The 12,411-nt window shown below is 62.4% G+C and carries 8 protein-coding genes and 1 pseudogene; 3 read left to right on the top strand and 6 right to left on the bottom strand.

Features of this window, described 5'->3' with window-relative positions; genetic code table 11:
* Positions 1–336: pseudogene (locus VF436_RS10810) on the bottom strand (OmpA family protein); the annotation flags it as partial.
* Between the two features lie 180 nt (positions 337–516).
* Positions 517–1,968: a bifunctional 2-methylcitrate dehydratase/aconitate hydratase gene (locus VF436_RS10805; protein ID WP_330904028.1), complete on the bottom strand. Its 1,452-nt coding sequence runs from the start codon at positions 1,966–1,968 to the stop codon at positions 517–519.
* A gap of 318 nt (positions 1,969–2,286) precedes the next feature.
* Here VF436_RS10805 and VF436_RS10800 point away from each other — a divergent pair, with 318 nt between their 5' ends.
* Positions 2,287–2,967 carry a TerC family protein gene (locus tag VF436_RS10800; protein WP_330904027.1) on the top strand — a complete coding sequence of 227 codons (681 nt, stop codon included), beginning with the start codon at positions 2,287–2,289 and terminating at the stop codon, positions 2,965–2,967.
* Between the two features lie 50 nt (positions 2,968–3,017).
* Positions 3,018–3,632 (top strand): glutathione S-transferase N-terminal domain-containing protein, encoded by a 615-nt coding sequence (locus VF436_RS10795; protein WP_330904026.1) that lies wholly within the window; start codon positions 3,018–3,020, stop codon positions 3,630–3,632.
* Positions 3,633–3,883: 251 nt separating this feature from the next.
* On the opposite strand, the gene VF436_RS10790 is transcribed toward VF436_RS10795, so the two are convergent.
* Positions 3,884–5,731, bottom strand: a complete 1,848-nt coding sequence (locus VF436_RS10790; RefSeq protein ID WP_330904025.1) for a 3-hydroxybutyrate oligomer hydrolase family protein — start codon at positions 5,729–5,731, stop codon at positions 3,884–3,886.
* A gap of 102 nt (positions 5,732–5,833) precedes the next feature.
* Here VF436_RS10790 and VF436_RS10785 point away from each other — a divergent pair, with 102 nt between their 5' ends.
* Positions 5,834–6,493, top strand: a complete 660-nt coding sequence (locus tag VF436_RS10785) for a response regulator transcription factor (protein ID WP_330904024.1) — start codon at positions 5,834–5,836, stop codon at positions 6,491–6,493.
* 10 nt (positions 6,494–6,503) lie between these two features.
* Here the strand turns inward: VF436_RS10785 and VF436_RS10780 are convergent, their stop codons facing one another.
* From VF436_RS10780 to VF436_RS10770, 3 genes are all read right to left on the bottom strand, one after another.
* The gene (locus VF436_RS10780) at positions 6,504–9,803 is read right to left on the bottom strand and encodes a hybrid sensor histidine kinase/response regulator (RefSeq protein WP_330904029.1); all 3,300 of its coding nucleotides are present in this window, start codon (positions 9,801–9,803) and stop codon (positions 6,504–6,506) included.
* Between the two features lie 226 nt (positions 9,804–10,029).
* Complete coding sequence (locus VF436_RS10775; RefSeq protein ID WP_330904023.1) at positions 10,030–11,040, bottom strand: PHB depolymerase family esterase; 1,011 nt, start codon at positions 11,038–11,040, stop codon at positions 10,030–10,032.
* A 77-nt stretch (positions 11,041–11,117) separates the two neighbouring features.
* The coding region (locus VF436_RS10770) for a TonB-dependent receptor (RefSeq protein WP_330904022.1) at positions 11,118–12,411 on the bottom strand (1,294 nt) is incomplete at its 5' end.

The following is a 12,411-nucleotide window of genomic DNA, read 5'->3' as shown; positions in this document are numbered from 1 at the left end:
TGCGTTCCAGTCACCGAAGTACCAGCGGCCGGTCACACCGTAGTTGTTGTTCGACCACTTGCCACCGCCGACAGCGGTGTCGCGGTCACGCTTGGTGCGGTCGATGAACAGGTCGATCGACGCATTCGGCGAGATGAAGCGGCCGACGCCCAGACCGTAATAGACCTGACGGCTGCTGGTGTTGCGATCGGTGTCGTTGTAGTAACCACCCACGGTCGGCGCGATGTACCAGCGGCCGTCGTAGCTCGGCGTGGTCGTCGACGAGTCCTGAGCATGAGCGGCGCCAGCGCCACCCAGAGCCAGGGCGATCAGGAAGTACAGGCCCTTACGGTTCATCGGATATCTCCTTTCTTGGTTTTTCTTCGTATGCATTTCGGGGCACCTGCCACACGTGTCTGAACACGGCGCGCAGCGCGGGGGAACTTTCACGTCCTGCAACGGGCGCCGGCAGTTTAGCAAAAACTAAACATTTAGGGATTTACCGGACGCGCCCGTTCAGTTTCGGCTCACTTCGATTTAAACCGCAAAAAGCGTCATGAAATCGTGAATCGGCATGGCATCGAGCTTCACCGGGTCGCTGGAGGCATCGAGGATTGCCTTGACCTTGTGGGACGGCAGGTGGCCGCGCATAGCCGCTTCGAACTTCTTGAGCAGCACCGGAATGCCTTCGGCGCGACGCTTGCGATGACCGATGGGGAAATCGATCGATACCTTGTCGGTGCTACTGCCATCCTTGAAGAACACCTGCACGGAGTTGCCGATGTAACGTTTCTCCGGATCGAAGTAATCTTTGGTGAATTGCGGGTTTTCACGCACTTGCATCTTGTCGCGCAACGCATCGATGCGCGGATCGGCGGCAACGTCGTCGTTGTAGTCATCGGCGGTCAAACGGCCGAAGATCAGCGGTACGGCGACCATATACTGAATGCAATGATCGCGGTCGGCATAGTTGGCCAGCGGACCGGTCTTATCGATGATGCGGCAGCCGGCCTCCTGCGTCTCGATGACGATCTTCTCGATCTGGTCGATCTTGCCGGCGACCTGCTCATGCAGTTGCATCGCGCACTCGACGGCCGTCTGCGCATGGAACTCAGCAGGAAAGCTGATCTTGAACAGCACGTTCTCCATGACATAGCTGCCAAAGGGACGCTCGAACTCGAACGCGTTGCCCTTGAAGGCGACGTCGTAGTAGCCCCAGGTCTTGGCCGAAAGTGCGGATGGATAACCCACCACGCCGCGATAAACGGCATTGATCGCATGGGTCACGGCTCGGCGGCAGGCGTCACCGGCAGCCCAGCTCTTGCGCGGACCGGTATTGGGTGCGTGGCGGTAGGTGCGCAGCGCACCGTTGTCGATCCAGCTGTGCGACACGGCAGTGGTGATCTGCTCCTTGTCGCCGCCCAGCATCGCGGTAGCTACGGCCGTCGAGGCCAGGCGCACCAGGATCACGTGATCCTGGCCGACGCGATTGAAGCTGTTCTTCAGTGCATAGCAGCCCTGGATTTCATGTGCCTTGATGGCATAGGTCAGCACGTCGCGCACGGTCAGCGCCTTGCCGCCTTCGCGCTCGGCCTTGCGGCTGAGGTAATCGGCCACCGCCAGGATGCTGCCGAGGTTGTCCGATGGATGGCCCCACTCGGCCGCCAGCCAGGTGTCATTGAAATCCAGCCAGCGAATCTGCGTGCCGATGGAGAAAGCCGCCTGCACCGGGTCAAGCTCGTGGCTGGTGCCCGGCACACGCGCTCCGCCCACCATATTGGCGCCGGGGACGACCGGACCCAGGTGCTTGACGCATTCGGGGAATTTCATCGCAAGCATCGAGGTGCCCAGCGAATCGAGCAACATGTAACGCGCGGTGTCGTAGGCTTCCTTCGACTCGATCTTGTAATCGACCACATAGTTGGCGATATCAACCATCGGCTGGTCGGGATCAGGACGCTTGGCGGAGCGGATGTCGTGCGCACTCATGGGGGCGAGTCTCGTCGAGAGGAAAACGCCCATTGTATCTGGTCCCGATGTAGCCGGACATGTCGTGACGCAGCACGCTTGACCGCCCTTCCCCGCGCCCCTGTACAATGCGTGGCGTTATTACATCCCAAAAGGGAGTAGTTCCAGGCCCGGGGCGCTCAAGCGCCGATGCGGTTTGAGCGGCGATACGTCATCACGAGCGGACCATCCGCTCCGGGCGCCGCAGCGGCACTGTCTGCGAACGAGACTTTTGCGATGACTGCGGGCCGCGCGCGCCTGCTGTCGTCGCATGAGTCGAGCGCGTCGAGGATCTGCCCCATGGAACTTCTAACCACCGAATTCCTCTCCGGCCTGCTGGCCATCGTCTTGCTCGACCTCGTGCTGGCCGGCGACAACGCCATCGTGATCGCCATGGCCGCGCGCAACCTACCCAAGGACCTACAAAAGAAAGCCGTGTTCTGGGGCACGTTCGGCGCGGTAGCGATACGCGTAGCCATGACAGCCATCGTTGTCTATCTGCTCGAACTTCCCGGACTGATGCTCGTCGGAGGCCTTCTGTTGCTGCCGATTGCCTGGAAATTGCTCAAGAGCGACGACGGCAAGGGGCATGAGGTCGGCCCGGCCAGCGGCTTCTGGGCCGCGCTGCGCACCATCATCGTCGCCGACGCCTTGATGGGTCTGGATAACGTGCTCGCCATTGCCGGCGCATCGGGCGGCCATATGTTGCTGGTGATACTGGGCCTGGCAATCAGCGTGCCGCTGGTAGTGTGGGGATCGACGTTGATCCTCAAGCTGATCGAGCGCTTTCCGGTAATCATCTATGTCGGCGCCGGCGCCATCGCCTGGACGGCGGCACGCATGATCGCGCACGACCACCTGCTGTCGGCATGGTTCGATGCCCACGCGTGGACAAAATACGTACTCGACGGGCTACTGGTGCTACTCGTGTGCGGAGGCGGCTGGTGGAAGCAGCGACGCAAGCAAATGCAGGCCTTTTGAGGCGATAATCGCGCCCCTGAGATCGTCAATCGCCCTGCCAAGGAGCAATCATGAAGCTGTACACCATGTCCGGTGCCTGCTCGCTCACCGACCACATCGTGCTGGAGTGGATCGGGCATCCCTATGAAGTGCACGTGCTCGAACGCGGCCAGCAACGTGAACCGGCCTATATGGCGATCAATCCCTTCGGCGGTGTGCCGGCACTGGTGCTCGACAATGGCAAGGTGCTGACCCAGAACGTGGCCATCCTCAGCTATCTTGCCGATCGCTACCCGCAAGCAGGTCTTGGTGGCGAAGGCATCGAGGGCCGAGCCGAAGTGATGCGCTGGCTTTGCTACATCAACTCCGACGTGCATGCTGGCTTCAAGCCGCTGTTCGGGCCGAACCTGTTCGTCGAAGACGCCACGCTACAAGAGGTCATGCAGAACAAGGCCCGTGCCCGTCTTCGCGAGATGTTCGGCGTGCTCAACAACCGCCTTGCCGGCCGTGAGTGGCTGTGCGACGCGGCCTCCATCGCCGATCCTTATCTATTCGTTGTCACTCGCTGGGCACGCGGCAAACAGGTGGACCTGAGCGGCTTCGATCACCTGGATGCATTTTTCGAACGCATGCGCGCCAATGCAGGAGTCAAGGCGGCGATGAAGGCAGAAGGGTTGACGCCCTGACTTCTTAGAGGATGAGTGCGGCTTCACGGCCTGTCGTGTGCCGCCTTCCCTTTCTGCACGGCGACAGGGATGAGGAGTGCGTGGCGAGGGTGCAAGTCCGAACGGCTGTCGTTGCTTGTCGAGTCACGAGGCGTTCTCGTCACTCGGCGGATTCGAGCAAATCATGACGTGACGAGAGCGCCTGGGCCTCGATGGGACACGCAAGCGATCGGACTCGTGCCCTCGTCACTCCCCTCGGCCTTGCCGCCCCCTCAGCGAGGCAGATCAAGCATCGCCGCATCCAGCGCACCGGCACCGCGTGCCCGCCCCTGCGGCGTGGGCAGATCAGTCGGCCAAGGGGCAGCTTCGTACAGGTGCGCCCACAGGCGATCCAGCGCCCAATAGCCGTACGGCATCAGTGGCAGATGGCTTTGGCCGAAACCCGGCAATGGCAGGAAAGCATCGAAGTGCTGCGCATGCGGCACCTTCCAGTACAGCGGATGACGCCCCTGCTCGCGCAACCATGCGATATAGGGTTCGGAACTGAAAACCGTCGGCAACAGGCCGTCGTCGGCACCATGCAGCACGAATAATGGAAGGTCCGCACGTGGCAAGGTAGCTGCCGTGGCCGCGACAGAAGCCTGCACGGCACGCGCCTGTTCATCGTGACCCTCCCATAGCGCTCGCAGGCACTGCTCCCCGGCGAGCGCCGGATCGCCTGACGCATCCGTGCCTCCCAGCAGACCGATGCCATTGCCGGGGGGAATACCCGATCCATCGGCCCACCAGGCCGCACGGACCGCATCCGTGGCCGCCGCCGGCTTGCCGTCAGCACCAAGGGCCGCGTAATGGAACCCGCAAGGCATGTTCGATGCGTCAGTACGTGCATAGGAAGACGCATAGCCCGCTGTAATAGCGCGCCACAGATCGAAAGCCGTCACACTGGCCGATACCGCCATGGCATTGTCGATCCAGCCCGCCTCGCGCAGTTGGTGATAAGCCGACTCGGCCTGCGCTTGCGCATCGCCTCCCACCAGCTTGCCTTGGGCATGCAGGCTTGCGCAACGTGCCGTCCATGCGGCCGGGACCTTGCCTTCGGGCGTGCGAGCCAATGGAACCTTGGCAAAGCGCTCACCACTGAGCGCGCATGGCAACAGGATCGACGCCTGGGTAGCGTAGTCATAAAGCGCCCTGCCCTGGCCTTGCACATAGATATTGGGCTCAAGCGCAACGACACCGGCGAGCAAGTGTTCATCATCAAGGCCCGCCGCCTGCAACACCGCACCCCCGCCGTTGGACAGCCCAGTCGCGATGATGGTCGTATTCTGGGCAGTGAACGGCGCCTGGCCCGGGAAGGCCTTGTCCAGCATGGCCAAGCCGAATCGCGCCGCCTGCAACACGTGCCGTCCCCAGTCGGCCTCGGGATTGTCCCCCGAATGCAGGTGCTTGATTGCAACACCTTGCGCACCGGCCTGGGCGGGTGGCTCAAATTCCAAGGGCGCGCTTGCGCGTTGAGCACGCGTGCCATCCAGTGCTACACCCGTATCACTGGTGTAGTCGAAGTAACCGGCTCCGGTGCCCTTGTCGGTGTAAGCCACGGCACAGCCACGAGGCAGGCCCCAGGCCCCGGCCAGCGCGATGGCGCCATAGATACCACGCGATCCCGAGGATGCGGTCACCACCAGGCAGCGTCGCTGTGTATCGAAATGGTCGGGCACCTGCAACAGCACGCGATGCGGCTGACGGGCACCGGGAATCCATGCGAATGCCTGGTACTCACGGCCTGGTACATCGGGAACGCCGCCGTAGACGTGACCATAGCCACCGAGTGGTCCGAGGTCGGCAATGCCCTTCCAACTCGCCTGGATAGCGCGACGCCGCAACTCGGAGGCAGTGGGATGCTGCGGATCGGCGAACGGCGCGGGAGGCCCGGACAGCCCCTTCAATCCCAGGCCTGCACTCAGTAGGTCGTCACCATGACGGTAATCGGTGATGCGAATGTCACCGCGCACGAAATCGGCTGCTTTCATGGAATGCCCGGTCGTTCGAGAAGTCGATACGCAACCGGCGATGACCGGTGCCAGCAGCAGGATCAGCCAGGCGCGAGGGAATAAGGACATCGGGCGAACATAGCAAGCCCATGGCGCAATGCCATCGTACCAAAGTCCAGCATGACCTCCTGACCTCGACGTGGTGCACGCATCCGGCTACCGTCGGAGGTCATGACACGCCTGCTCATCGCCGACGACCATCCCTTGTTTCGGGCCGCCCTGCGCCAGGCGGCCGGTGAAAGCGTGCCCGGCTGCGACATCGGCGAGGCCGCGGACCTCGATAGCGCTTTGGCTGCGCTGGCCAGCGAGCCGGATACCGATCTGGTGCTACTGGATCTGCACATGCCCGGCAGCCAGGGACTATCAGGCCTGGCCGCGCTGCGCGGGCAGCATCCGGGAGTCGCCGTGCTGGTTGTCTCCGGCCATGACGATCCGCGCATCGTGCAGCGCGTGCTCAATCATGGAGCGTCCGGCTTCATTCCCAAGAGCGCCAGCCCGGCGGATATCTGCGAGGCGATCACCACGGTGCTGCACGGCGACCGCTGGCTGCCACAGGCATGGATACAAGGCATAGAAGCGCTACCGAACGATCCGGCCGATGCCATGCTGGCCGCGCGGCTGGCGCGCCTGACCGAGCAGCAATATCGCGTACTTGTATTGCTCGGCGGTGGACTTCTGAACAAGCAGATTGCCGACCGGCTTTCGATCCAGGAACGCACGGTCAAGGCGCACGTCACCGCAATCTTCGAAAAACTCGGCGTACGCAATCGCACGCAAGCCGGCGTGCTATTGCAATCATTGAATCTGAGTGATCCCACACGCAACGCTTAGAAAAGCGTGCTCAGGTCCCCTGGGCCGCCATGACGCGTTGCAGCACCTGGCGCAAAGCCAGGGGTTTGAGTGGCTTGTACAAGACACCCGCGCCACGATCGAGCAAACGCTGGCGTAACTCGCCATCCCGATCCGCCGTCAGAATGATGGTCGGTACAGCCTGCGCCAGTTCACCCAGTGCCTGCCAAGCCTCGAGCCCGGTCACGCCACCATCGAGGTGATAGTCGAAGATATGGACGTCCGGGTGCCACGATGCGGCGCGCGCCTGCTCCACGGTGCGCGCCGTATGCACCTGCCATCCCCAACCAGCCAATAACTGGCCGAGCGCCGACAAGGCTGCCGGTTCGTTATCCAGCACCAGCGCACGACCTTGCGGCACCGGGTGGACAGTTGCTATGGGCGTAAGCTGGCGCACCGGTGCCGCACACGGTATTTCCAGATCGAACACGCTGCCTCGCCCCGGCCAAGAACGCAGGTGCAAGGGCGTGCCCAGCAATCCGGCCATGCGCTGGGCGATCGACAGTCCCAAGCCCAAGCCCTGCCCACCGGCCGTGCTGCCACGCCTGAACTCGTCGAAGATGACGCGCTGTTCGTCTGGCGTGATACCGGGGCCGTTATCCCAGACCTCCAGTCGTACATGGGCACCACGGCGGCGCACACCGAGCAGCACGCGTCCATGTTCGGCATAACGCAACGCATTGGACAGGAAATTCTGCAAGACGCGGCGTAACAGTTGAGGGTCGGTAAGCACCCACGCACGGCTGCCAACCACGTCGAGGCGGATACCACGCTCCTCGGCCAGCACACGGAACTCAGCTGCCAGGGGATCAAAGACATCGGCCAGGGCGAAGGCGCGTGGCTGCGGATGCAGGCGGCCGGCTTCCAGTCGCGCGATATCCAGCAGCCCTGCCAGCAAACCTTCCGTAGCGGCCAGGGCACCGTTGAGATGACGCGCGGTTTCGTTACCGCCATCGCGCTCACCCAGGGTATGGGCGAACAGTTGCGCGGCATGCAGCGGCTGCATCAGGTCATGGCTTACCGCTGCCAGGAAACGGCTTTTGGCTTCGTTGGCGCGTTGCGCTTCCGCACTCGCCTCGGCCAGCTCGCGTGTACGCTCTTCGACCCGCTGCTCGAGTGTCTCGTTCGAACGCAGCAAGGCATTCTCAGCCTGCCGAAACGCTGTCACGTCCGTGAACGTCGCCACGAAGCCGCCACCAGGCATGGGATTGCCACGAATCTCTACCACCGTGCCATCGGGGAAACGGCGCTCGGAAAGATGCCGCGTGCCGGCACGCATATGCATCAAGCGTTGTTGTACACGGCCCTCGATGTCGCCTGGTCCGATCATGCCACGCTCGATGTTATGGCGCGTCAGCTCGGCGACCGGCTGGCCCACCTGCAGCAACTGGGCCGGATAGTCGAACAGGCTTGCGTAACGGCTGTTCCACGCCACGAGACGCAATTCGGCATCGACCACGCAGATGCCTTGGCTCATGTTTTCCAACGCCGCTTCGAGCACTCGTTGGTTGAAGCGCAGATCCTGCGCTGCCTCGCCCACGATCGCCGCAACGGTATCGATTTCGTCGCCACGTTGCTGGCGCACCACTTCCAACAGCAAGCGCGCCGACGCAGCACCAATCACGGCAGCCAGTTCGTGCTCGACCAGCGCTACCCGATGACTACCGGCAAGACCAAGGCTGGGGGCGTGCTCGAATAGATGCGCCACGCGATCGGCCGGCAGGAACCGCGCGGCCAGGGCATGCAACTGCGACACATCGATGTCGCCCACGCTGATGGGTCGAGCCGTCTGGGCGAGCCGTGATCCAGCTAACAACGCCATGGCAGCGACATTGACGGCCAGGCTCAAGGCAACCGCCCTGCCCAGGCGACTCCAGTCACTCAGTCCCAGCAGACCGTCGGGCGATAACCAGTCGATCGCAAAAGGCGCGGCGTTGGCCCACGATGCGCCAGGGACGATCGCCGGCAGCAACACGTATAGCCAGGTTGCCGTACCCAGCATCAGGCCAGCGGTGACCGCACGTGGCCCCCATTGCGGGCGGTACACCGCAGCCAGCAGCGCCGGGGCAAGGCCTGCCAGTGCGGAGAACGAAATGGCACCGATGTCGGCCAGGGCATCATTGCCAGCCAACGCGCGGCTATAGCCCCATGCCAGCAGGATGACTATGAGGATGGCGATACGCCGTTGCGTGATCACCTGCCCGCTGAGATCACCATGTTCATCGCGGCCCCAACCCGCACGCACACGCAAGGGGGCGATAAAGTGGTTGACTACCATCAGGCTCAGCGCAAGCGTGGCCACCACGACCATACTGGTAGCCGCACTCAGTCCACCCAGAAAGGCGACCAAGGCCAGGCCGTGTTGCTGACGCGCCATGGGCAAGGCCAATACGTATAGATCGGAAGGCACTCCCACCGGTCCCAGCCAAGTATCGCCCAGCTTGGCCAAGGGAAGGATCGGCAACGAGATCAACAACATGTACAACGGGAATAGCCAGCGCGCCGTGCGCAAGTGCGAAGGATCACGGCATTCGACCACGCCGGCGTGAAACTGATGCGGCAAGGTGAACATCGCCAGAGCGCCCAACAGAATCAGCGCGGGGAAGCCGGCGCTGTCGTGCGGCGGTGGCGCACCGTGCACCGCATTGGCAGGTATTGGCGAGAACAGCAGCGAACCCAGCGCCAGCATCGCGCCCAGCTTGAACAGCGACTCGAACGCCATCGCCAGCACCAGCCCGCGGTTATGGGCGGTGGTCGATGCGCGCCGAGTCCCGAACAGCATGGCAAACAGCGCCATCAGCAAGGCGATATAGAGCGCACTGTCCTGCCACGGTTCGGACTCGGTGAGCTGGCCATGGCTGAGCATGTCATAGCTCATCGCCACCGCCTTCAGCTGCAAGGCAATGTACGGCACGATACCAATCACCACGACAGCGGTGACCATCGCGGCCAATCCGGAGTGGCGCCCGAGCCGCACCGCGATCAGGTCGGCCAGCGATCCCGCGTTGTAGTCGCGGGCCAATTGCACCAGGCGGCGCAACACGCGTACCGATAGCAAGTACATCAGGATCGCACCGATGAAGGTCGGCGGTAGCCACCATCCCGAACGACTGGCCTGGGTCACGGTCCCGTAGAACGTCCACGACGTGCAATGGATCGCCAGCGACAAGGCATAAACGATCGACCACCGCTTCTCGAACAGCGCCGGCCGGCGCTCGCCGATCAGCGCCACACCGAAAAGCATGCCAAGCCAGATAAGCGCGGCAATGGCAATGTTGGGCGCACTCAGCACCGTCACGCCCCCCTCATCACGACCCGCTGCCCAGGCAAGGCCAGCAGAAAAGCGACACGCAGAGGCAGGCGCTCAACTCGGCACGGTGTGGCCATCGAGCCAGCGACCGGATGGCATGAACGATGACGTGCATTGATTCCGACGATGCCAGAAGACGTTGCTGCCTCTTCCCCAACATCGGCGCAGGGCGTTGAGTGGAACGGGCGCACGGGCCAAGCGCAGCGCCTCAGTGCTTCGGCGCCACTCCCAGTTGCTCCACGACATGAGCGACCCATCGCGGCTGTACGCCCGCGCGGGTGTCGTAATCGCTGCCCGAGTATCCCCACCAGTCCCAACATGCCTGCGGATTCAGAGGCGCCATGCTGGCGCGCGTCTGAGGATACAGGACCGCCACGTCGTACGCGTCGGCCCAACGATTGAAGCCGGCGTCCTTGACGAACGCCTCACCCACGGCAGCCGCATTCTGCTTGCAACCGTGGAATGCCACCAACAAGCCACACGGCTTACCCGCAGCGCAGGCCGGCGGCACGTAGAGGTAACCTTCCTCGGCCAGCAGCGGATCGGCGCCGTTGACGCGATACGCGTCCTGGTTGAACGTCTGCAACTGCCCCTTCGCATCGCCGACCGCGTGTAAGGGCTTGCCGAAAAGCTGAGCAAATACCTCTCCCGCTGCATCGAATCCGCAATGTCCCAGGTAAGGCGATACCGATTTGTGGCAGTCATCGCCCTGCTCGCGAAGGGGCAGATTATGCGCAAACGCGCGATCGCCATCGTCGACCACCTGCAAGCCCTTCAACCCTGGCGCGGTATCACGCAGACGCTTATAGAATTGCGCGCCTGCCTCAGCCACGGCAGGCGCAACGGTAGCATCTTCCTTGCCATGCAACAGATAGACCTTGCCGTGCGCCAGATACTTCAAGGCACCGTTGTCACCGGCATCGGCACGCCCGATCGCCTTGGTCACCAGGGTCGGTACGTCAGCGGCCGGCGCGCCCTTCATGCAGGTGCTGAGCGCCACGTCGAGCTTGCCATTGGCGCACGCATACGGGCCACCCGCCACGATCGCGGCATAAGGGAAGATGTCCGGATAAGCCATCTGCATCTGCGTCGCCATATAGGCACCGGACGAAAGGCCGGAGACCGCGACACGGTGCGCGTCAATCTTCAGTTTTGGCAACGGCGCCGCCTGCGCACCGGCGGCAAACAGACCCAGGCACAACACACCGATCCAGCGCATGGCGATTCTCCAGAAAGAAAAAGCTCCCTCTCCTCGCGGCTTGCGCCATCCGGAGAGGGAGGGGAGTGACAGGATGATCAGAACTTGTAGCGAGCGCTTAGCGTAACCATGCGCGGCGCGCCGTAGTAGCCCGTTACAATGCCCAGAGCGGCGATGTTATAGCCGGTGGTGCGATAGGATTTGTTGGCCAGGTTGGTGCCCTGCAGGCTCAAGGTCCACGGATCGTTGATCTGCCAGATCACGCCAGCATTCCAGAGGCCATACGAGGGCTGCTCGATGAGCGGCGACAACGTGGTCTCCGGATATACCGAGGCCTGATAGGTGTAGTTGATCCGGCCCGTGATGCTGCCGCCATTGGCCAGCGGATAGCTGTTCTCCAGAGACAACCCGCCCGACCACTTCGGCGCATTGGTAAAGCGCTGGGTATCGGCGATGTTCACACCGCCACTGAGGAACTGCGTGTACTTGGTATGCAGGTACGCCACGTTCCCGCTGAAGGTCCAGTTCTCGGCGGGCTTCCAGGCGAACTCCTCTTCCAGGCCATCGATATGCCCCTTGCCGGCGTTGGTGAAATCGCCGAAGAAGCCCTGACTGCCATTGGGCAACGTATAGGAAGTGAACACCGACAACTGGATGTTCGAGTACACGTTGTGGAACGCTGCCGTATTCATCATCAAGCGGTCGTCGAAGAAGGTCATCTTGCTGCCCACTTCATACGACTGCACCTTTTCGTCCTGAATAGGCCGGCAAGAGGTGGGAATGGCCACGCAATTGGCGCGAATGTTGTACCCGCCGGAATGGAAGCCTTCGCTGTAGCTGGCGTAGAGATTGATGTGATCGGATGCCGCCCAGTTCAACGATATCTTCGGCGAGGCATTATTGGTGGTGTGCGAGCCGTTGAAGTTGGCCAACGTTGCCACGGGATTGGTGAAGCTGGCATCGGCATAGCCGTAGTTCTGGATCAGCGCGGTCTTGGTCTCACGCGTCAGGCGCACGCCCAGGTCCAGGCTCCACTGCGGACTGATATCCCAGGTGAAGTCGCCATAAGCTGCGTAACTCTTGGTGCCCACGCGCCCGCCAGTGCTGCCGTACTGCGCCAGTCCCAGCGTGCTGTAAGGCGGCGAACCCAGAAAGATATTGTCGATCTGACCCGCAGCCGCTCCCTTGAAATAGAACAAACCGAATACGCCATGCAGGGCATTGCCGGAGTCGTAATTGGCCTGGAATTCCTGGGTGAACTGGTGATCGCTGTAATCGGCCGCTACGTCGGCAATCTTTTCCGGCAACGTGTCGAAATCGATATTCGTCTCGGTGGACGATTCGCGATAGGCGGTGACGGACTTGAAACTCCAGTCCTGGCTGGCGATCCAG

Origin of the sequence: Dyella sp. (genome assembly GCF_036384435.1) — a bacterium.
Classification (GTDB): domain Bacteria; phylum Pseudomonadota; class Gammaproteobacteria; order Xanthomonadales; family Rhodanobacteraceae; genus GSA-30.
Note: the sequence above shows the minus strand (reverse complement) of the source record. Positions and strands in the feature narration are given on the sequence as shown.